The 21157-nt window shown below is 36.9% G+C and carries 21 protein-coding genes; 15 read left to right on the top strand and 6 right to left on the bottom strand.

Annotated elements, in window-relative coordinates:
* Nucleotides 1-36: 36 nt before the first annotated feature.
* Both rho and FD20_RS06100 read left to right on the top strand, forming a co-directional pair.
* Nucleotides 37-1326 (top strand): transcription termination factor Rho, encoded by a 1290-nt coding sequence (gene rho / locus FD20_RS06095; protein WP_057736748.1) that lies wholly within the window; start codon nucleotides 37-39, stop codon nucleotides 1324-1326.
* A gap of 98 nt (nucleotides 1327-1424) precedes the next feature.
* A complete protein-coding gene (locus FD20_RS06100; RefSeq protein WP_057736750.1) occupies nucleotides 1425-1676 on the top strand; it encodes a type B 50S ribosomal protein L31 in 252 nt (83 codons plus the stop codon).
* A 294-nt stretch (nucleotides 1677-1970) separates the two neighbouring features.
* Here FD20_RS06100 and FD20_RS06105 read toward each other — a convergent pair whose 3' ends face one another.
* Nucleotides 1971-3194 carry a multidrug efflux MFS transporter gene (locus tag FD20_RS06105; protein WP_057736752.1) on the bottom strand — a complete coding sequence of 408 codons (1224 nt, stop codon included), beginning with the start codon at nucleotides 3192-3194 and terminating at the stop codon, nucleotides 1971-1973.
* A 15-nt stretch (nucleotides 3195-3209) separates the two neighbouring features.
* A complete protein-coding gene (locus tag FD20_RS06110; protein ID WP_057736753.1) occupies nucleotides 3210-5582 on the bottom strand; it encodes a helicase C-terminal domain-containing protein in 2373 nt (790 codons plus the stop codon).
* Nucleotides 5583-5801: 219 nt separating this feature from the next.
* Between FD20_RS06110 and FD20_RS06115 the strand changes: the two genes are divergently transcribed.
* Complete coding sequence (locus FD20_RS06115; RefSeq protein ID WP_057736755.1) at nucleotides 5802-7109, top strand: NCS2 family permease; 1308 nt, start codon at nucleotides 5802-5804, stop codon at nucleotides 7107-7109.
* A gap of 249 nt (nucleotides 7110-7358) precedes the next feature.
* Nucleotides 7359-8267 carry a TIGR02452 family protein gene (locus tag FD20_RS06120; RefSeq protein ID WP_157060863.1) on the top strand — a complete coding sequence of 303 codons (909 nt, stop codon included), beginning with the start codon at nucleotides 7359-7361 and terminating at the stop codon, nucleotides 8265-8267.
* A 97-nt stretch (nucleotides 8268-8364) separates the two neighbouring features.
* Here the strand turns inward: FD20_RS06120 and FD20_RS13670 are convergent, their stop codons facing one another.
* Together FD20_RS13670 and FD20_RS06125 are read right to left on the bottom strand one after the other, a co-directional pair.
* Nucleotides 8365-8502: a hypothetical protein gene (locus FD20_RS13670; protein WP_164478844.1), complete on the bottom strand. Its 138-nt coding sequence runs from the start codon at nucleotides 8500-8502 to the stop codon at nucleotides 8365-8367.
* 95 nt (nucleotides 8503-8597) lie between these two features.
* Entirely contained in the window at nucleotides 8598-9473 is an 876-nt protein-coding gene (locus FD20_RS06125) for an alpha/beta hydrolase (RefSeq protein ID WP_057736759.1), read from the bottom strand.
* 82 nt (nucleotides 9474-9555) lie between these two features.
* On the opposite strand from FD20_RS06125, the gene FD20_RS06130 reads away from it, so the two are divergent.
* The 10 genes from FD20_RS06130 to FD20_RS06175 all read left to right on the top strand — a co-directional run bounded on the left by FD20_RS06130 (nucleotide 9556) and on the right by FD20_RS06175 (nucleotide 18405).
* The gene (locus FD20_RS06130; protein ID WP_057736761.1) at nucleotides 9556-9990 is read left to right on the top strand and encodes a GNAT family N-acetyltransferase; all 435 of its coding nucleotides are present in this window, start codon (nucleotides 9556-9558) and stop codon (nucleotides 9988-9990) included.
* A gap of 474 nt (nucleotides 9991-10464) precedes the next feature.
* Nucleotides 10465-11019: a LemA family protein gene (locus tag FD20_RS06135; protein WP_057736763.1), complete on the top strand. Its 555-nt coding sequence runs from the start codon at nucleotides 10465-10467 to the stop codon at nucleotides 11017-11019.
* 29 nt (nucleotides 11020-11048) lie between these two features.
* Nucleotides 11049-11939, top strand: coding sequence for a zinc metalloprotease HtpX (gene htpX / locus FD20_RS06140; protein ID WP_057736765.1), 891 nt, complete (start codon nucleotides 11049-11051; stop codon nucleotides 11937-11939).
* 29 nt (nucleotides 11940-11968) lie between these two features.
* A complete protein-coding gene (locus tag FD20_RS06145) occupies nucleotides 11969-12751 on the top strand; it encodes a hypothetical protein (protein ID WP_057736767.1) in 783 nt (260 codons plus the stop codon).
* A 303-nt stretch (nucleotides 12752-13054) separates the two neighbouring features.
* On the top strand, nucleotides 13055-14437 hold the full coding sequence (locus FD20_RS06150) for a UDP-N-acetylmuramoyl-tripeptide--D-alanyl-D-alanine ligase (RefSeq protein WP_057736769.1): 1383 nt from the start codon (nucleotides 13055-13057) through the stop codon (nucleotides 14435-14437).
* Nucleotides 14438-14478: 41 nt separating this feature from the next.
* Nucleotides 14479-15969 (top strand): degradosome RNA helicase CshA, encoded by a 1491-nt coding sequence (gene cshA / locus FD20_RS06155; RefSeq protein ID WP_057736770.1) that lies wholly within the window; start codon nucleotides 14479-14481, stop codon nucleotides 15967-15969.
* Nucleotides 15970-16198: 229 nt separating this feature from the next.
* On the top strand, nucleotides 16199-16597 hold the full coding sequence (acpS, locus tag FD20_RS06160; RefSeq protein ID WP_057736772.1) for a holo-ACP synthase: 399 nt from the start codon (nucleotides 16199-16201) through the stop codon (nucleotides 16595-16597).
* Entirely contained in the window at nucleotides 16590-17705 is a 1116-nt protein-coding gene (gene alr / locus FD20_RS06165) for an alanine racemase (protein WP_057736774.1), read from the top strand. Before acpS ends, alr begins: the two co-directional genes overlap by 8 nt.
* Nucleotides 17706-17772: 67 nt before the next feature.
* Nucleotides 17773-18030 (top strand): hypothetical protein, encoded by a 258-nt coding sequence (locus tag FD20_RS06170; protein ID WP_057736776.1) that lies wholly within the window; start codon nucleotides 17773-17775, stop codon nucleotides 18028-18030.
* A gap of 9 nt (nucleotides 18031-18039) precedes the next feature.
* Entirely contained in the window at nucleotides 18040-18405 is a 366-nt protein-coding gene (locus tag FD20_RS06175) for a type II toxin-antitoxin system PemK/MazF family toxin (RefSeq protein ID WP_057736778.1), read from the top strand.
* Between the two features lie 96 nt (nucleotides 18406-18501).
* On the opposite strand, the gene cbpA is transcribed toward FD20_RS06175, so the two are convergent.
* Together cbpA and FD20_RS06185 are read right to left on the bottom strand one after the other, a co-directional pair.
* Complete coding sequence (cbpA, locus tag FD20_RS06180) at nucleotides 18502-19137, bottom strand: cyclic di-AMP binding protein CbpA (RefSeq protein ID WP_057736780.1); 636 nt, start codon at nucleotides 19135-19137, stop codon at nucleotides 18502-18504.
* Between the two features lie 180 nt (nucleotides 19138-19317).
* Nucleotides 19318-20286, bottom strand: a complete 969-nt coding sequence (locus FD20_RS06185; protein WP_057736782.1) for an L-lactate dehydrogenase — start codon at nucleotides 20284-20286, stop codon at nucleotides 19318-19320.
* Between the two features lie 284 nt (nucleotides 20287-20570).
* Between FD20_RS06185 and pth the strand changes: the two genes are divergently transcribed.
* Nucleotides 20571-21134 carry an aminoacyl-tRNA hydrolase gene (gene pth, locus FD20_RS06190; RefSeq protein WP_057736784.1) on the top strand — a complete coding sequence of 188 codons (564 nt, stop codon included), beginning with the start codon at nucleotides 20571-20573 and terminating at the stop codon, nucleotides 21132-21134.
* Nucleotides 21135-21157 lie beyond the last annotated feature (23 nt).

The following is a 21157-nucleotide window of genomic DNA, read 5'->3' on the forward strand; positions in this document are numbered from 1 at the left end:
GATCAACTTGTTTCGAGTAAACCTGAAGGGGAGAGTATTACGGAAAACTTAACATTAGTTGATTTAAAGGATAAAACGTTAAAAGAAATTTATAGTTATGCGCGTGAATTTAAAATACCATATTATAGCCAAATGAATAAAAAAGAACTTTCACTTGCTGTAATTAGAGCTCAGGCAGAAAAACAGGGCTTTTATTATATGTCCGGTGTTTTAGATATAACCGCGCAACAAGATGGATATGGCTTTTTGCGACCAATCAACTATGGATCCTCGCAAGAGGATATATATATTTCTTCTTCCCAAATCCGCCGTTTTGGTTTACGCAATGGTGATTTAGTGGCTGGCAAAGCACGTCCACCTAAACCAAAAGAGCGTTACTATGGTCTAATGCATGTGGATAGTGTGAATGGAAAACATCCTGAAGAGGCAAAACAGCGGCCGCATTTTCCAGCTTTAACTCCGTTATATCCCGAGCGGCAAATGATTTTAGAAACAACTCGCAGCAGAACAGCGACTCGCATTTTAGATTTGTTTGCTCCGATCGGTTTTGGTCAGAGAGGCTTAATTGTGGCTCCGCCTAAAGCTGGCAAGACGAGTTTGTTAAAAGCAATTGCAAACGGAATTACTAAAAATTATCCGCAAGCAAAATTGATTCTGCTACTGATCGATGAACGTCCAGAAGAGGTTACCGATTTGGAGCGAACTATTGATGGGGAAGTAGTCTATTCTACTTTTGATCAAAAACCAGAGAATCATGTGCGGGTGTCTGAATTGGTACTTGAAAGAGCAATGCGCCTCGTCGAGGATAAACAAGATGTTGTAATTTTACTTGACTCATTAACTCGTTTAGCTCGCGCTTATAATTTGATTGTCCCGCCCAGTGGAAGAACTCTGTCAGGTGGGATTGATCCTGCAGCGCTATTTAAACCGAAAAAGTTTTTTGGCGCAGCTCGCAATATTGAAGAAGGCGGTAGTTTGACAATATTGGCAACGTCTTTAGTTGACACGGGTAGTCGAATGGATGATGTTATCTATGAGGAATTCAAGGGCACCGGAAACCAAGAAATTCAATTAACACGTGATTTAGCAGAACGGCGTATATTCCCAGCAGTTGATCTAAAAAAGTCTGGGACGCGCAAGGAAGAATTGCTACTAAACAAAGATTGTTTAGAATTTATGTGGAAATTGCGTAAGTCTCTGCCTAACGATGTGGCAAGGAGTGCAGAGCAGATTATTAATATGCTTGGAAGAACTAAAAACAATGACGAATTTATCAAGAATTGTGAAGCTAAGCTGGCAAAACGCGAAGATAATCGAAAAAGATAATTGCTTGTGCTGTTTTTTCGTGATACAATATCTTGAGTTGTGGTACTTAAGAATAACTCTGATTCAGCAAATGTTTCAGGGCAAAGGAGTGTAATATAATGAAACCAGGAATTCATCCAGATTATCATAAAGTTGTTTTTCAAGATTCAGCAACAGGCTACAAATTCATCTCTGGTTCTACAAAAAAATCAGAAGAAACGATTGAATGGGAAGATGGAAACACATATCCATTGATTCGTGTTGAAATCTCATGTGACTCACATCCATTCTACACAGGACGTCAAAAGTTTACTCAAGCAGATGGTCGTGTGGACCGTTTCAACAAGAAGTATGGTTTTACGAACAAATAATAAAAATTGCATACGTTTTAAAGAGGGTTATTACAAAACATATACGTTTTGTAATAACCCTTTTTTGTGGAATTGATCAAATTTATGTGTTGAGCGAGTTCTATCATTGATTCTGTATAAATTGGTTCATAATTCAAAAATGTCTAGCTAACTTTGAATTACGTATAGCAAGGAAAAGCGCAATGGTCATATTTTTCTTAGTATTCAGAATATACTAACATATCCATACTTCCTCTTTTTTTGATGCACGGTTAAAAGTTTGATAATTCTTATTAAGTTATCGGCGCCTATAAATCACGAAGAGCTTTTTTTAGTTGAAAAGTTGACCCAGAAAAAACCTAGAAAAATAATGAGCGCAGTCGAAATAAAAACACTATTATAATTCCACATTCCTGAAATACTTGAACCGATTAATGGTCCTGCAACGTTTCCTAGAGCTTGAAAGGATTGATTGTAACTGAAAATTCGACCTGTTGCATATGCAGGTGTATTTTTAGCTAAGAGTGTTTGAACAGCAGGCAACATTGCAGCATTGGAGATACCAATTAAAAAGCGAAGTATACCGAATTGCCAGACATTGCCTACAAATGCCATAGGAATAAAAACAATTACTGCAAACAGCATACCAAGTTTAAGAATGCGTGCAGTTCCGATCCTATCACCAAGCGTTCCAAAACGAGGAGCTGCTAAAAGCGTGGCAATTCCAGGAACTGATGCAACAATGCCGCTTGCGATTGTGATGGGTCCGACATTATGCATAAGTTCACGGACATACAGACTGATAATAGGACTGATCGAGAAGTTTCCGAGCTGAATTAAAAATGTAGCAATGAGCATTCCAATAATCAATTTAGTATTTTTTAGACTATGAAAAATTTCACGTGAATTTTTTAAATTCTCTGTGTTTGCTGGAACGTAATCTTCATGTACAAAAAAGGCACTTAGCAAAAAAACTAAAATTAAAATGACTCCTGTTATCAGAAAAGTCAGTCGATATCCAAAAACGGCTGCAATGACACCACCAACAAATGGACCGAACAATGTTCCGCTAACTGCTCCGGTAGTTAAAAAGCCTAAGGCTCTTCCACTTTTTTCTTTTGGTGTTTCTGTAGCAACTAAGGCGTTAGCATTGCTAACATAACCCGAAAAAACTCCCTGAATAAGCCGCAAAAAAATTAATTGATAGACATTGGTGACAAAACCCATAAGCCCAATTACGAAAGCCATCCCTAAAGAAGCACGAAGAATCATTAATTTGCGCCCTTTGCGGTCGGCTAGGCGACCCCAAAAAGGGGAAACAATTGCCGTTACTAAAAATGTTGCAGAATAGGTGAAGCCACTGTAAATATTAAGTTGCCTTGTGGAAAAATTTCCCAGCGTATCAATATAAAGTGATAAAAAAGGCATTACTAAACTAAATGCAATTCCAGCCATAAAAGTGCCAAACCAAAGAACGATTAAATTTTTTTCCCATTTTTGACGGGGCCGAAGCATCTTGTGTTTGATTTTTTCTAACATTGAGTGATTCTCCCTTCAAAAATTAGGATTAACATGAGTCCAAAAAAAAGATAGTTGTTCTTCTAGTTGTTTAATTGAATAACTCTGTCGGTAGTGCTGCCAGTGAGCTGGAAAATAACGCGTATAGCGTGCAGTATTAAAGCGCTGATCTAATAATAAAATTACACCAGTATCATTCATACCACGAATTACACGACCGCCAGCTTGAAGTACATTATTAAAACCAGGTAGCTGATATGTGTATTCAAACCCGTTTTTGTTTGTCTGATCAAAGAAGTGCTCAAGTTCTGCTGTTTCTTCATTGAAAGCAGGCAGACCAACTGTTATAATCGCTGCACCGGAAAGAGAATTACCTTTTAAATCAATTCCCTCCGCGAAACTCCCACCTAGAACAGCAAAACCAACTACTTTTTCAATTGGACGTTTTGTGAAGTTATCCAAAAATGTTTTTTTGGCTTTAGCATCCATATCCGTTGATTGGCAAATTGTTTTAAACGCAGGATTTGCACACAAAAAAGCAGTATGGATTTGTTTAAGAAAGTTGTAGGATGGAAGAAAAACTAAATAATTACCGCTTTTAGCATGAACCATTGCGCTTAAGGCAGCAATTATTTTGCTCTCATTTTGTGAGCGAAAACGGTAAGTAACGTTCAACTTTGGAGTAGTGAAAATACCAAGATTTTCAATGTTAAAAGGTGAGGATAATGTGTATGACAAAGATTCTTTTTTTCCACCTAAAACATCTTGATAATAACTAATCGGAGAGAGTGTGGCTGAGAAAAGAATAGCACTCTTGCCCTTTTTTAGACTTTGATGAAGCAGTGAACTAGGGTTTAGACAAAATGTTTTGACAACAGTGTTCTCATTATCGATTTCAATCTTTGTTCTGAAAGTTTTATTATAAAAACTGTTAATTTTTATGAAAGCATGTATTGCAAAATAGTAGTCTAATATTTCTTGAAATAAAAGATGGTCAGGATTTTGTTTCAACCAAATTTGAGCATCAGAATTGAAACGTTGGAGTTGTTTTAAAAATTTTTCATAATAGTTTTCTGAAATTAAAAAGCTCTGTTTAGAATCGGACAGCCTTTCTCGCAATTTAGAAAAGTGACGTTGAAGTTTTTTTAGGTTAGTACGAATTTTATTGGGAGCCGGTGCGTGAATTGTCTCAAATTTGGTGAGCAAAGTTCTGAGCGGTGCGGAAGTTATCTCAGCCGTGTACATGGCACGGGAACGTGCGACTAGATTATGTGCTTCATCAATTAAAAAACTATAATCTTTGTCCGAGTCTTTGAAAAAGCGTTGTAGATAGACAAGTGGATCAAAAAGGTAGTTATAGTCGCTTATGATGATGTCACAAAAAAGGCTAACATCAAGCGAAAATTCAAAAGGATCAACTAAATGCCTTTTAGCATATTTTTTAATTATTTCTGTGGTTATTACACTTTCATTTTGAAGAATATCCATCAGCGCAGGTTTTAAACGGTCATAATAACCGATAAAATAAGGATTCTTATCATCTTTAAGGTCTCTTTCTTCCTCAAAGATTATTTTTTCTTTAGCAGTGAGTGTAATACTGTGGATATAAAGACCGTTTTTTTGCAACTTTAAGAGACTTTTTTCAGCAACCTGGCGTGTGCTTTCTTTAGCAGTCAAATAAAAAATACGTTCCGTTTTATTCTGACCAAGTGCCATGATTGAAGGGAAAAGTGTTGAAATCGTTTTTCCTGTTCCAGTAGGTGCCTCAACAAATAAGCGTTTGTGCAAAACAACAGTTTTATAGACCGCTGCTGCTAGTTCGCGTTGGTGTGGGCGGTATTGTTCAAAGGGAAAATGAAGTTTGTGAATGGAGTTATTTCTTTTCAAAAGCATTTTTTGTTTCAGTTTAATCCATTTATCAAGGATATTAATCGTTTTTGTAAAAAAGGACTCAGCTTCTACCTTAGTAAACAGACTTTTTTTATGCGTAATTTTATTAGTATTTGTTTGAAAATAAATTAATTCAAGCTCAACATGGTCAATTTTGCAGGTTCTCATTAAGAGTGCTGCATAAACCTTTAATTGCGCCCAGTATAAGTTGCGTTTTGAATCAGATATTGTATCAAAAGAAACGGAGGATGTTTTTATCTCGATAATTTTATCGTAATTATTGTTTTTTTGATGGACACCATCTGCTCTTCCATGAATTATATATTCTTGATTTCCAATTTGAATAGGTAATTTCAAATCAAATTCGGCAATGCAGTCTTTATCCCAATTTTTTTGAAGTTGTCGATGAATAGCTGCTCCTTGAAGGGCTGTATTGTCGCTACTAAAAATTTCACCATGAAGATTGCCTGTTTGCCAAATAAACTCTACTAATCGGCGTACCCCGATTTCATTTTTCATCATAAAAACCTCATTAATAATATTAAAGTAATCTTGTGAAACATTATAACGGAATTTGTATATTGAAACAATTTTAGCACGAGATTAATTCTTTTCAAACACGAACATTCTTACACACTAGATCGAGTATTTACATTGATTACGGTATATAGTATATTGATAAAGGATTAATTATCAAATATACGAGCTTTAATGTTCGGTAAAAAGGGAGATATAACTTTGAAAGAGAAGTTAGTATCATATTTTGGAATAGATGAATTAGGTTCTAGTGTGCAAAGAGAAGTTCTGGCTGGTTTTACAACCTTTATTTCTATGGCATATATTCTATTTGTTAACCCAAGTGTTTTAGGGGCCTCTGGAATGGACAAGGGAGCTGTTTTCACTGCAACAGCATTGGCAAGTGCACTTGGATGTTTTCTTATGGGTCTTTTTGCCAAGTATCCAATTGCAACTGCACCAGCTTTAGGGATCAATGCTTTTTTCACTTATTCAGTATGTATCGGTATGAAAATTCCGTGGCAAACGGCTTTAGCCGGTGTTTTTGTTGCGTCAGTCATTTTTTTAATTATTACTATTTTTAAGCTGCGTGAATTGATTATCGATGCGATACCGTCTAATTTGAAATATGCAATTTCAGCTGGAATTGGGCTTTTCATCGCCTTTATTGGTTTGGAAGATGGCGGTGTGATTGTGGCCGACAAATCAACTATTGTTTCACTTGGGCATTTTGCAGGTACTACATGGTTAACTGTCTTTGGATTGGTTATTACAGCTATTTTATTGGTAAGACGTGTCCCAGGTGGAATATTTATTGGAATGGTTGCAACCTCTATTTTGGGAATAATTACAGGAATGATCAAGCTGCCAACGTCCTTTGTTTCGAGTGCACCAAGTTTGAAGCCAACTTTTTTAGTTGCATTGAAGCATGTCGGTGATATTAACACAATGCAGTTGTTCGTGGTCGTCTTGACTTTCTTGCTGGTAACATTTTTCGATACTGCCGGGACTTTAGTTGGTTTAGCGCAGCAAGCTGGTTTTATGAAGGATAACAAGATGCCTCGTGTTGGTAAAGCACTGCTTTCAGATTCAACAGCGATGCTTGCAGGATCACTGTTGGGTACCTCACCTGTTGGAGCATATGTTGAATCATCGGCAGGAATTGCTGTTGGAGGACGTTCAGGATTAACAGCCGTTACAACTGGATTTTTGTTTATTTTGGGTATGTTCTTCTCGCCGCTTTTGTCTGTTGTAACTACTCAGGTAACGGCACCAGCACTGATAATTGTTGGTGTTTTGATGGCACAGAGCATGAAGTATATTGAGTGGGAAAAAATGGAGATTGCAATTCCTTCTTTCTTAATTTTATTAGGAATGCCTTTAACATATAGTATCTCTGATGGATTAGCACTAGGTATTATTGCATACCCTATTACAATGATTGCTGCTAAAAAGGGCAAGGAAGTTCATCCGATTATGTATCTTTTGTTTTTCGTCTTTCTAATTTTTCTCTGGATTTTGAATATTTAACAAACTGAAAAAAAACAAAAATTTGGTTTTAATTTAATAATAAGCTAATTAAACAAATTACTTAAGAAGCCGCGCAATCAAGTTATTTCTTGCGAGGTTTCTTTTTTATTATAAAAGAATTTAAACTTATTATTATTACCGCACCTTGAAGTTGCAATCTTATTACGCTGAAAAAGGTATACAAGAGTATGTGAACTTGCTAAGATTAAAATGAAAATAAATTTTTTATGCAGTAAAAGTGTTGCTTGGATGAAATTCGTTTTTCCTAGAAATCAGGCAAAAGCATTTGCTGAGGGAAGTAGGCATTTTAACTTGGATAATACACAGAAAAAAGTGTTGCAAGAAATTGGGCATCATACTATGAATTTGTATCAGATCGAAATGGGAAAAATCAATCAAAAATCAGAATTGATTGAGGAGCCATTAAAGGAAACTCAGTCTTTTGGTGATATGGGAACTGAAGTTGAAGTACTTGATGAAGATATTTTGCATAGGATAAAATTGGTTGCCGGCAATGGTCAGAAGGTCGGTGTTTTAAATTTTGCAAGTCCAACAATTCCAGGGGGAAGATTTTTAGAGGGTATAAATGCACAAGAACAGACAATTTGTCGAAATAGTTTTCTATATCCGGAACTGCTTAAGTATCGCAGCAGCTATTATTTAGAAAATAAACGCTCTTCACATCAGTATTACTACAGTGCCAAAATGATTTTTGCAAGTCACATTAAAGTACTGCGCGATGAAACTGAGAAAAATTTTTTAGAAGGTGAGAATTATGTTGATATATTAAGTATTGCAGCCCCTAATGTTACAGCGATGAAAAGGGCTCAGCTTGTTATTGATCAGCGTAAAATTCGCAACGACTTTGCAAAAAAAATTTTGCAGATTTTACGTCAATTTAAAGCAGTGGGAGACCGTATACTGATTCTTGGGGCTTTTGGGTGTGGAGCGTTCGGAAATAATCCTCGCATGGTCGCTGAAATTTTCAGTGAGTCGCTTGGACGGATAGAATTCAATGGATGCTTCGAGATTGTTTATTTTGATATTTTAGCAAATTCAACCAATTTAACGGCTTTTAAAAATGTTTTTGCTAACAAACTCGCAACGCAAAGTAAAGTAAAGATAGTTAAGGCATTGGATATAAGAAACAAAAAATAAAGCAATCAGTTTTGAACTCTGATTGCTTTATTTTAATTCTAGCAGATAAAAAAATCGGTCGAAACTCTGTGAGCTGCCAAATATGCAACAATCTAAATTAGTTGCGTAAACCCTTAGCATCGGCATCGAGTTTTGCAAAACCTGATCCATTAGCCTTTTTAGGTTGTTTTGCGCGATCCTCCAGAGCTTTACGTGCCATCGCTTTACGTTCTTCTTTACTTAGCTTTTTTGACATCGTCATCGCCTCTTTCCTTTAAAATCCACATTATGAAACTTATCTACAACCTAATTGTAGTCCAAATATAAAAAAATTCAAATCAGAACAAACGATTAACGATTCCACAAAAATTTGATAACAGCTCGATTAACTTCTGCGTTATTGTGCAGCTGCGAGTGTTGTGCATCTGCTCCTTTAATCATCAATTCTTGGTAAGAAGCTACATGGCTTTTTAGGAGATAAGCCAAGGACTTTGCTGAGACATTTGTTACCAGACTGTCAGAGTTAGACCCATCTTCTAAATTGCCATAGATATTCAGAATGTGTGTTTCTGAAGGAAACCGCATGCGGTATTGGTAGTATGCACGGTAGGCATTATCTTGAATTTTAGGCTTACCATTACTGGCGAGCGAATTTGTATTAGGAGAATCATCAATGTAAATAACACCATCAAATGGTCCGGCGATAGGAACAAATTTTTTTAGAATAGGTGAACTGGAGGTCCGTTCATGTAAAGCCCAGTAGAGTGTCACAGGGCCGCCCATTGAGTGTGAGACAAGGTTAAATTCTGAAATTGCGTAAGCGGATTTAAGATGTTCAACCACGGTGTTCAGCCATTTTGCCTCCTCTGGTATTTCGGCGGTATTATTTTCAAAGAGAACTTGAATGATTGGATTTTTTTGTGTAAAATTCCATGTACCGCTATACGTGACTTTTCCATCTGCAGCAACATGGGCGATCAGTACCTTTTTAGCAGCACCGGTTTTTTCAGCAGCTTGTATCATGTGCTCTGTAGAGTTGAAGACACCGCCGTAACCATGGATGTAGATGGTAGGAACTACAGGTGTAAAGTGAACCTTATTATCAGTTGTGGTATTGTTTGAAAATAAAGCTAGTAAAGAACCACAAAAAATAATTGAGATGAATGTTTTCAAGATAAAGGGAAAAAGAGTGTAATTATGATGTTCATTTTTCATGTGTTTTGTCATTTTATAACCTCGCAAGCCAGAATTTTTGACTTCTAACTGTAATTATACGAGTCTCAGCTAATATTTAAAAGGAGCGATATAAATGCTTAGAATAAAAACAACAACGGATTTAAGTACTGATGTTTACCATGATGCACTATATATAAGGAAAAGTGTTTTTGTAAAAGAGCAGCAAGTGCCGGTCGAACTTGAGCTAGACAATGAACAAGCGGCTCAGTATTATGTAGCATATAAAGGAAAAATTGCTGTTGCAACAGCAAGGATTTTGCACGAAAAAGATGGCGCATGGCACATCCAAAGAGTAGCAACTTTGAAAGATTATCGACATCAAGGATTTGCAAAAAAAGTGCTGGAAAAGATTGAAGCAGATGCTGTTTCAGAAGGTGCTGCTTATTTGACACTTGGTGCCCAAGATCAAGCCCGCTCTTTTTATCTTGCATTAGGTTACGTAGCAGTAGGAGAGGGGTTTATGGATGCGGGAATTTCTCATCACAGAATGGATAAAAAAATAATTTGATTTTTGGAGTTGCTTTATCTTTTTAATGAGAGTAATATTATGGTTATGCGATGAGTCGAGAAAAGACCAGATGGTGACTAGTTCATCATTTCGCTGCGGCGGCAAGTGGTTTACTTTTCGATGCAGGACACATATTCTAGCGTATTCTAGAGTGCCTACTACTGTATATTGTGGAATATACACGGTTTATCCAGCCTCTGGTTGGGTACTGCATATAAAGGAGCCAAAGCAATTATTGCTTTGGCTCCTTTTTCTTACTTAGCATCAATCGAAATAGTTTAAATATTTTCAAAATCATGAGTGCCACGGCTTTATTAAGACTAACTAATTTGGTATCATTAAACCAATGATGGATTGTTGGGAAGGTACTTCCCCTACAATTTTTATAAAAGTTTGACAGTTGATGATGTTTTAAAAAATTGAAGTGATTTTACCCTTAAGTTGAGGTGTAAAATTACCGATGGAGGTCAAAGAATGATTTGGATTATACTGATAGTAGTACTAGTGATTTTAGGGCTGGGTTATGTAGCTGTATATAATGGTTTACAGACCACTAAAGTATACACTGAGGAGTCATGGAGTCAAATAGATGTTCAGCTTAAAAGGCGTAATGATCTGATTCCTAATTTAGTTGAAACTACAAAAGGCTATGCGGCTCATGAAAAAGAAACATTTGCAAAAGTTGTTGAACTACGCAACCAAATGACACAGGTACCAAATGATGATCATCAGCAAAAAATGGAAGTGTCTAACCAATTAACAGGGGCATTAAAATCTATTTTTGCATTAGCTGAAAGTTATCCTGATTTAAAGGCAAATCAAGAATTTACTAAGTTGATGGAAGAATTGACCAATACTGAAAATAAGATTGCGTATTCACGTCAATTGTTTAACTCAAGCGCAGCCAGTTATAATCAGAAGTTGATGACATTTCCATCAAATATAATTGCTAAAATACATGGAATGTTAAAAGTTAACTATCTTGAAGTTCCTGCAGAAGAAAAAGAAGCACCCAAGGTTTCGTTTTAGTTAAATTTTTTCCGTTGGAGGCGTGAAGAATGTTATTTCAACAGATAGCAAGAAATAAACGGCGAACAGTTTATGTCATGCTTGCTTTTTTCTTGTTGGTAGTTGCTATCGGAGCATCATTAGGATATGTTTTTTTCGATAGTTATATTGCTGGGGTTATTATGGCGGCGGTCATTGGTGTTTTTTACATGATGGTGATGCTCTCACGTTCGACCGATGTGGTAATGGGAATGAATAATGCACGTGAAGTTAAGTCCGCAGACAGTTACCCTGAATTATGGCACATTATTGAAGATATGGCGCTTGTTGGGAAAGTACCAATGCCGCGAGTTTTTATTATTGATGATGATAGTCCTAATGCGTTCGCCACAGGTAGAGATCCGGAGCATTCAGCTGTTGCTGTAACACAAGGGTTACTGACGAGACTCAACCGTGAAGAACTAGAGGGTGTTATAGCACATGAGATATCACATGTACGCAACTACGATATCAGGCTGCAAACAACAGCACTCGCATTGGTTGCCGTAATCTCTATGCTTGTTAACATTGGCTTCAATTCGTTTTGGTGGGGCGGAGGAAGAAGACGTGATAATGAGGGCGGAAACGGATCAAATATCATTTTACTGGTTTTGTCTGTTCTCATGTTGATTCTGGGACCAATTGCGGCCTCATTGGCACAGATGGCTTTGTCGCGAAATAGAGAATTCTTAGCAGATGCTTCTGGAGTTGAATTAACACGTAACCCTCAAGGCTTGATCAATGCACTTGAGAAAATATCACGAAGTGAACCGATGACATCAGCTGATTCAAGCAGCTCTTCTTTATATATTTCTAATCCTTTTAAAAAGGGCTCTTGGACACATCTTTTCGATACACATCCGCCTACAGCTGAAAGAATTGCTAGGTTGCAAAGAATGTAATTATTTTTTGTAGAATAGAGGAAAAATCAATGCGAGACAATATTGTGTATGTATATCTTGAACGAGTTTCTCACCTTACTTTGTCATATGGCATCTCAGTTAAAGATTTTATGGCGGGTGTCGAGAGGTTGCCTACTAATTTGTTATCTTTAGGTCCGGTTGATGCTAACCAAGAAATAGATATTTATTCCGGCTTTAATATGTATATTGGAATTGATGAGGTTCGCAAATATCTGACTAACAGGCAAAACAAAAATCAGGAGTGGATCGACTTTGATAATGCATACGATATAGAGGTATTGACTCCAGTCGAAGTTTCCGAACTGCTTTATTTAGGACATGCATATACTCATTTGAAGTCTCCTTTTTACTATAAGCTGCAAAATAATTATGTTTATCTCACCTTGCCTAACGGTGCTAAAAAGGTATACTACCGATATCTGACTCAATTTTATAAAGTTTTGGCTAAGTGTTTGACTAGTCATTTGGCCGAAGTATACCGCGAGAAGAAAAGTTTTTTAAGATTGCGCTACAAGTTTATTGACTTCCCAACTGAAATTGCTAAGAAAATGTTTACTTTAATGGCGAATGGTGTTGTTTTTGATTTCGGAAGTTCAAAAATCAGAGGTCAAGAGGCTACTATTCCAGTTTTGACAGCACCAGATTCTGTTTATCAGTTAAAGTGGCATGAACCAACGATGCTGATTGAGAAATCCAAAATTGTTGGCAATTTGAAATACCATTTAAATACTAGAAAATGGGAGCTTGAGATACTCGCACCGGAAGCTTTTGAGGATACTTTCGGTCTTTGATGTTCTTTTTCTATTAATGCTAAAAGATATGGGATGGAATTATATTTATGGCATAAAGTGATGCTTGTCGGCAAAATGTATGCTGGCTGCTGGGGTCATGATATAATACACTGTCCCGTATTTATTTTGTTTTAAAGTATTACGCTATTTTGTGATACAATAACAAGGGACTAAATATCGGTGAAAATCATGAAATCATTTGTGATTAAGATGATAAGGTGATAAATGTTGGAAAGACATTTTGAAGATTTGAATTTAATATATTATTATTTTTCGCTGATGTGAAGAAAGGAAGATAGTCACATGAAGATGCGATTAGCAGAAATTGCGAAAGCACTACAAGTGCAGTCAATAGATGAATGGGATAAGATTATTGTTACGAGCGTATCATTTGATACACGTACGTTGAAGCAAGGAGCATTATTTATTCCATTAGTAGGGGAACATGATGGACATGACTATATTCAGAAGGCAATCGATAATGGGGCTGTAGCGACGCTATGGCAGGATGACCATGATAAAGCAGAAGATAATGAAAATGTAGTTTTCCCGAAATTGAACGTCGAAAACTGTTTGCAAGCATTGCAGGATTTAGCTGGTTATTATCTTCATAAAATAAATCCCAAAGTTGTTGCGGTAACTGGTAGTAATGGTAAAACTACAACTAAGGATATGATCGCAGCAATTTTAAAGACACAGTTTAATGTGCAAAAAACACATGCCAATTTCAATAATCACATTGGCGTACCAATGACGATTCTAGGAATGGAACCAAACACTGAGGCACTTGTCGTTGAGATGGGGATGGACCACTTTGGTGAGCTTGATAAACTGAGTCGACTTGTGGAACCTGACGTTGCGGTAATAACAATGATCGGTGAAGCACATATCGAATTTTTTGGAACGAGAGATAAAATAGCTGATGCCAAGATGGAGATAACGCATGGGCTCAAAGAAGATGGTATATTAATTTATAACGGTGATGAGCCATTGCTGAGGCAGCGCGTGAAGACACTGGAGCAGGCAACACATTCCTTCGGAAGTGAAGAAGGAAACGATATCCAGGCGTTAAATGTTGTAGGGGATGAACATAGTACTAGTTTTCGGGTGAAGGATTGGCCAGAATATAACTTTGTGATTCATATTTTAGGAACTTACAATGTTGGCAATGCCTTAGCAGCTTTGAGTGTGGGAAATCATTTCAGAATTCCGGTTGAAAAAATGGTCGAAGCTCTTTCAAACTTTGATTTAACTCAAAATCGTACGCAATGGGTTCAAGGTGATCAAGGCGAAAGAATATTAAGTGATGTATACAATTCCAACCCCACTGCAGCAAAAATGGTTTTACGTGCTTTTTCTCGAGTTAAGACAAATGGCAAACGATTCGTTGTTTTAGGAGATATGCTGGAACTTGGAGATTTATCGAATCAAATGCATGCAGATCTTGCAAGTGTTTTGGATCCGGATAAGGTAACTGAAGTTTTTCTATGTGGGGAAAAAGTTGCAGCATTGGCCAGAAGTTTGACAGATAAATTTTCACCTGCAAGAGTTCATTTGTATTCAGCAAATGACAAGGATGAATTGATCCATACATTGAGAGAAAGCATTGTTACAGATGATATTGTCATGCTTAAGGGAAGTCATGGTATTCATTTGGAAAAAGTTTTAGAAGCGTTAAGGAAATAATTTTTTGTTAATTATAGACAATATATAGGAGGAATTTTTTTTTGAAATTTACAGAACTAGGTCTTTCAGAGAATTTACTGAAAGCAATAAAACGAAGCGGCTTTGAGGAAGCTACACCAATTCAAGCCGAGACAATTCCGTTGGTTTTAAAGGGCAATGATGTTATTGGGCAGGCTCAAACAGGGACTGGGAAGACTGCTGCGTTCGGACTGCCGGTTTTACAGCATATTGATCCAAAAGAAAATGCAATTCAAGCGGTTATTGTTTCGCCTACACGTGAGCTTGCTATTCAAACACAAGAGGAACTGTTCAGACTTGGAAAAGATCAAAGAGCTAAGGTTCAGGTCGTTTATGGTGGAGCAGACATCCGTCGACAAATCAATGCTTTAAAACGTGCTCCGCAGGTTCTTGTTGGAACGCCAGGGCGTTTACTTGATCATATCCGTCGTCGAACTGTTGATTTGAAAAACGTTAAAACAGTTATTTTGGATGAAGCAGATGAAATGTTGGATATGGGATTTGTTGAAGACATTGAGAGTATCATTCGAGAAACTCCAGCTAAACGCCAGACTTTACTTTTCTCAGCAACCATGCCACCGGCAATTTTAAAAATTGGTGAGAAATTCATGACTGATCCTAAGATTGTAAAGATTAAGTCAAAAGAATTGACGACAGATTTGGTCGACCAATTTTATGTTCGTGCACGTGATTTTGAAAAATTTGATACGATGACGCGTATCCTTGATGTTCAGGCTCCAGAGCTGACAATTGTCTTCGGTAGAACGAAGCGACGTGTTGATGAGCTATCTAAGGGGTTAGAAGCACGTGGATACAATGCCAAAGGAATACATGGTGATTTGTCTCAGCAAAGAAGAATGAGTATCTTGAAGCAGTTTAAAGCAGGTAAACTTGACATTTTAGTCGCAACAGATGTGGCTGCTCGTGGATTGGATATATCGGGTGTTACGCATGTGTATAACTATGATATACCTCAAGATCCTGAAAGTTATGTGCATCGTATTGGACGTACGGGGCGTGCAGGGCATCATGGCGTGTCAGTAACTTTTGTTACACCAAATGAAATGGATTACTTGCGTGTAATTGAGAAGTTGACAAAGAAACGTATGGAGCCACTTAAGCCACCTACAGAACGTGAAGCCTTTATCGGGCAAATTTCATCAGCAGTTGATAACATTGAGGAGTTAATTAAGAAGACTGATACATCAATGTTTGAAAAACAAGCTGAAAAATTAATGAATGAATATGAAGCAGTCGACCTTGTTGCAGCTCTTCTGAATGAAATGACTAAGGATGCTGCCAATGAAGTACCTGTGAAAATAACTCCTGAACGCCCACTACCACGCAGAAAATCAAAACACTTTAATCGTGGCGGAGGACATTACAATAAGAAAAGTTATTCACACAAGGATAGCAATAGCAGCCATAAAGGAAAAAAAGACAAAAATAGAGATAAATTCAATCGTCGTCAAAAAAGCAAGCGTAAGTATACTATTCGTTCCAAAAAAGATTAAATAACGGGTTTAGTAAAATGGACGAGTTAATTATCTGGTAGCGTAGAATTAGACATTATTTTGGCTAAGTTATCAGCAATTAAATAACAAAGAAGAAGTTGAAGTGTGTAGATTCAGCTTCTTTTTTAATGATTTAAAATATGGTAAAATGACAAGTGTATCTGTGACAAGAGATAGCACCTTATAGTTGAATGCTTGATTTTCGATAAAAATATACGGAGGCTTAATTGTGATTTATGGAATAGGAATCGATATTACTGATATAGCTAGGATTGAAAAAGCCTGGAAGGCGCATACTAGTTTTATTGATATGGTATTGACCCCTAATGAGCGGAGAAAATTTGCCCAATTAAGCTATCGACGAAAAAAAGAATTTCTAGCAGGACGTTTTTCGGCTAAGGAGTCATACGGCAAGGCTTTGGGAACAGGGATTGGAAAGCATGCTAGCTTTCATGAAATTGAGATATTGAATGATGAAAAAACAGGAAAACCGCAGTTAACGATGCAACCTGTTAATGATTTAATCAGTCATATCTCAATATCGCATACGGCAGACTTAGTAATGACAGAAGTAATTTTGGAATATAAAAACAAACCAGACATGAGAGAAGATGCTGATAATGGTTGAGGGAAATCATCGTAATACACAAGCTATTATTAATCTTAAAGCAATTGAAAATAATATCGTAGCTGAACGAAAAAGAATGTCGCAAGAACAGAAACTTTTTGCGGTTGTAAAAGCAAATGCATATGGTCATGGAATTATTCCGATTGCTAAGGTTGCTGAGAGAGCTGGAGCTGCTGGTTTTTGTGTTGCAATTGTTGATGAAGCTTTGGCATTGCGTGCAGCCGGACTAGATGAAACTATCCTCGTCCTAGGTGTTACTCCTACGAATCAGGCCTGTCTTTTGGCAGAAAATAAAATTTCAGTTGCAGTTGGGGATTTAGGCTATCTTCAGGGTGCCTTAACTTATCTGAAAGATACTGATCAGAAATTGCGTATACATTTAGCACTAGACACAGGTATGGGCCGAATTGGATTTAGAAATAAAGAGGACTTAAACGAAGCAATTACTTTTATCAACAACAATCGAAATAAATTTAATTTTGAAGGTATCTTTACGCATTTTGCAACTGCCGACTCGGCTGACGAAGAATACTATAAAAAACAAATAACGACTTTTAATGATTTAATGTCTGTTGTGAAAAAAAAGCCTCGTTATGTACATGTTGCTAATTCAGCGGCGGCTCTATGGCACCGTGAGTGCAGCGGCAATGTCGTACGCTTTGGGATTACAATGTACGGGTTGAATCCTTCAGGTGAGGCACTTGAGCTGCCCCAGACATTCAAAGCAGCCTTATCATTGACAAGTGAAGTTGCCGCTATAAAACAGATTGGCAAGGGTGACTCTGTCGGCTATGGGAAAACATACACAGCTGAAATGAATGAATGGATAGCAACTATTCCAATCGGCTACGCGGATGGCTGGCCAAGATGTATGCAAGGCTTTAAAATTCTTATTGATGGACAATATTGTGAAATTGTGGGAAGAGTGTGCATGGATCAGATAATGGTAAGAGTTCCTTATTCAGTTAAAGTTGGGACAGAAGTTACACTTATTGGTGAAAATCAGGAAGAGAAAATTACGGCTTTAGATGTAGCTAAGTATGCAAAAACAATTAGTTATGAAATTTTATGCGGAATTTCGGAAAGAGTTCAGCGAAAATACATTTAAGTATACTCTTTTATAAAAGGGTGTGCTATCATATATTATTAGCATAAGCTTGTGGAGGCTGCCGAAGATGACTTATCATTTTGAAGATGTAATGGATGATTTAATCGTAGATAATAATGAACGCATAGCTCTTTACTGTGACTTCTATGCAATCGATCGTCATGAGCTGGAAAAAGATAAAGTGGTTGCTGAGTACGTTGAAAAGCATCACCAGGTTTTAGATGCATTGATTACGGGATATAAAGAAATGGGACCGTTGAATAAAAAAATATGTGATGAACTTGTGGGTTGTGAGTGTGAAACAGAGTTTGAAAAGAAAAGATAGAGGTTTTATATGACAACTGAAGATGTTAAACGAGGAGATATATTCTATGCCGATTTATCACCAGTTGTGGGATCAGAGCAGGGGGGAATGAGGCCTGTTTTGATTATTCAGAATAATATTGGGAATCGGTATAGTCCGACTGTGATTGTAGCAGCAATCACAGCCAAGATTCAAAAACCTAAAATGCCAACACATGTGGGGCTACTGGCTTCTAAAATTGGGATTGAGAAGGATTCTGTCGTTTTGCTTGAGCAGGTACGAACGATTGATAAGCAGAGATTGAGAGATAAGGTAACACATATCGATGAGCAAGGAATGGATGAAATTAATCATGCACTAAAAGTCAGCTTAGGGCTGGCCAGCATACATAAATGAAAGATTCAAAAAAGACGGAACTGGATTAAAAAATCAGTCTCGTCTTTTTTGAATTTCTTCAGTGATACTTCAAATTGAAGGACATTTCATATAGAATTAAGCCTTTAAATTTTCGATTTCAGGTACTCTGAAATTTTTGCGTTCCAGATTGGCAACTATTTTCTCAAGTTTTTGTTCGTTCACGCCAGCTGGAAGTGTAAATAAACTTCTTCTAACTAACTCTGATGCCTCTACATCAAGAGTGATGCAGCTTGCGATAGAAGTATACTTAGTTATTATTTTAGCCATTTCAACAAGGTCTCCACGATCTCCAGATGAAACTACTGTCAGAACATAACTTCCAATCTCAACATTCCATGATTGTGAAAGCATGTTTAATAAACTCGAATGAGTAAGAATTCCATAGAAAAAGTTATGTTCATCTAATACTGTAATATAAGGAAGATCCTTGATAGAGAAGAAAACATTAAAAAATGCAGAATCCAATGTAATAAATTTAGTTGCGTTTTTCAACAAGTAGGTAACTGGTAAGGACATATCTCCACCACGAGACTTGTGCCTATAAATGTGCATTTTATAGATGTTTCCTCTAAAAATTTGCCCCGTTTTATCTAAAATAGGGACACAACGATAACCTGACTTTTCAAGAATATCTAGTGCTTGTTCTAATGTAACGTCTTCACGTACGGTAGTTAAATCTTTTTTTTGTTTGATAAGTGTTTTGAATAACAATATGGCATCCTCCATTTAATTAAAATGCTCTCATATATCTTATCATAAAAAAAGAAGTATAATAATAAAAAACAAACTTAATTAATTATCTTTTAATTACAATTAAATACTAGAAAGGCCTGGCTACAAAAAAGGCTGAGACATAAATGTCTCAGCCTTTTTTGCACTCGGATAAATCAATTAAGCTTTTTTTTCAAGGTTTTTCAAGCCATCATTAAGAACTTTTTTCAAAGTTGATGCTGAATCTGACATCTTCTTGCTTTCTTCGTCGTTCAAAGGTACTTCAAGAATTCTTTCGAGTCCTTTACCATTAACGACAGCAGGTGTACCGATGTAGATATCATTTAAGCCGTACTGACCTTCCATGTATGCAGAAACTGGTAAAACAGCATCTTCATCACGAAGGATAGCTTTAGAGATACGAGCTAAGGCAGTTGCAACACCATAGAAAGTTGCACCTTTCTTGCTGATGATAGTGTAAGCTTTGTTACGCACATCATCTTCGAGTTTGTCCAACTGATCTTTAGAAACATTGTTTTCTTTAGCCCAGTCCAAAACAGGAAGTCCACCAACAGTTGCAGCAGAGTATGCAGCAAATTCTGAATCACCATGTTCACCCATGATATAAGCATGGACCGAACGAGGATCGCGGACGCCCATCAGTTCACCAAGTCCGACACGCAGACGTGAAGTATCTAATGATGTACCAGAACCGATAACTCTGTCTTTTGGGAAACCTGAGAATTTCCATGTTGCATATGTTAAAATATCAACAGGGTTAGCAGCTACGAGGAAGATACCATCGAAGCCAGATTCTACAACTGGTTTAACAATACTTGACAAAATTTTAAGATTTTTGTTGACTAAATCAAGACGTGTTTCACCAGGTTTTTGAGGAGCACCAGCTGTAATAACAACTAAGTCCGCATCCTTGCAATCTGAATATTCAGCTGAGTAGATTCTCTTTGGATAAGACAATGCAGTTGCATCAGCTAAATCTAAAGCATCCCCCTCTGTACGTTCCTTCACAACATCAACGATTCCGAACTCTTCAGCAACACCTTGGAGAGCCATTGCATAAGCATAACTAGATCCAACGGCACCATCGCCGACTAAAATAACTTTTTGATGATTTCGTGTTTTTGACACAGTAATTCATCCTTTCATAGTGAACTTGTTAACACAGTGTTAGTATACCACGTTTTTCAGAAAAATGTGTAGCAGTTTTCAAACAATTTTTCCGGTCTTTAAATGAAAATATGCTATACTGTTATAAAACCGATTGCTTCAACTTTTAGGGTAAACGTTAGGCGTTTTACCCAATTTTGTGCGTTTTTTATTTTGTAGGCAACACTTTGATTTGTATTTATTTGAATGTGCTTACATTGATTTTTTCACAAATTGTTAAGAAATGTTTTTTGGAGGAGTAAGGAATGAAATTAATTGTAGGTCTGGGAAATATTGGTAAAAAGTATGAAAATACAAAACACAATGTAGGGTTTATGACAGTGGATAAGTTTGCAGAGGAGAACAATGTTGTCTTCAACAAAACAAAGTGTGAAGCAATGATTGCAGAGCTATTTTTTAATGGTGAAAAAATTTTGTTAGCCAAACCAACAACTTATATGAATGAATCTGGACGGAGTGTTGGACCACTGCTTGATTATTTTGGAATAGATATTGCGGATTTTATTGTTATTCATGACGATATGGATCTGCCAGTTGGGCAATTAAGATTACGTCAGAAGGGATCAGCTGGTGGACACAATGGAATTAAGAGTATCATTGCTCATTTGAACACTCAAAATTTCAAACGAATTCGAATTGGGATAGACCATCCCCAGAAACAAAGTGTAGTGGATTGGGTACTTTCTAAGTTTTCTGCACAACAGGAAAAGTCATTGGAAGAAGGAATTCAACGTGCAACTTCAGCGTTAGATAGCTGGCTTACCGATGCTGATTTTATGAAAACCATGAATAAGTATAACCATAAGTAAGGTTTATAAAATAAGGAGCTTAA

This window comes from Liquorilactobacillus uvarum DSM 19971 (genome assembly GCF_001434935.1).
GTDB lineage: Bacteria > Bacillota > Bacilli > Lactobacillales > Lactobacillaceae > Liquorilactobacillus > Liquorilactobacillus uvarum.

Bases quoted from the DNA above. Each gene is read 5' to 3' on its own strand.
- alr (WP_057736774.1), top strand. From the start codon at position 16,590: ATGGTTGAGGGAAATCATCGTAATACACAAGCTATTATTAATCTTAAA.
- FD20_RS13670 (WP_164478844.1), bottom strand. From the start codon at position 8,502: ATGTCAAAAAAGCTAAGTAAAGAAGAACGTAAAGCGATGGCACGTAAA.
- FD20_RS06170 (WP_057736776.1), top strand. From the start codon at position 17,773: ATGACTTATCATTTTGAAGATGTAATGGATGATTTAATCGTAGATAAT.
- FD20_RS06175 (WP_057736778.1), top strand. From the start codon at position 18,040: ATGACAACTGAAGATGTTAAACGAGGAGATATATTCTATGCCGATTTA.
- FD20_RS06150 (WP_057736769.1), top strand. From the start codon at position 13,055: ATGAAGATGCGATTAGCAGAAATTGCGAAAGCACTACAAGTGCAGTCA.
- FD20_RS06105 (WP_057736752.1), bottom strand. From the start codon at position 3,194: ATGTTAGAAAAAATCAAACACAAGATGCTTCGGCCCCGTCAAAAATGG.
- FD20_RS06125 (WP_057736759.1), bottom strand. From the start codon at position 9,473: ATGACAAAACACATGAAAAATGAACATCATAATTACACTCTTTTTCCC.
- FD20_RS06120 (WP_157060863.1), top strand. From the start codon at position 7,359: ATGAAATTCGTTTTTCCTAGAAATCAGGCAAAAGCATTTGCTGAGGGA.
- pth (WP_057736784.1), top strand. From the start codon at position 20,571: ATGAAATTAATTGTAGGTCTGGGAAATATTGGTAAAAAGTATGAAAAT.
- FD20_RS06100 (WP_057736750.1), top strand. From the start codon at position 1,425: ATGAAACCAGGAATTCATCCAGATTATCATAAAGTTGTTTTTCAAGAT.
- htpX (WP_057736765.1), top strand. From the start codon at position 11,049: ATGTTATTTCAACAGATAGCAAGAAATAAACGGCGAACAGTTTATGTC.
- FD20_RS06130 (WP_057736761.1), top strand. From the start codon at position 9,556: ATGCTTAGAATAAAAACAACAACGGATTTAAGTACTGATGTTTACCAT.
- FD20_RS06110 (WP_057736753.1), bottom strand. From the start codon at position 5,582: ATGAAAAATGAAATCGGGGTACGCCGATTAGTAGAGTTTATTTGGCAA.
- FD20_RS06145 (WP_057736767.1), top strand. From the start codon at position 11,969: ATGCGAGACAATATTGTGTATGTATATCTTGAACGAGTTTCTCACCTT.
- FD20_RS06135 (WP_057736763.1), top strand. From the start codon at position 10,465: ATGATTTGGATTATACTGATAGTAGTACTAGTGATTTTAGGGCTGGGT.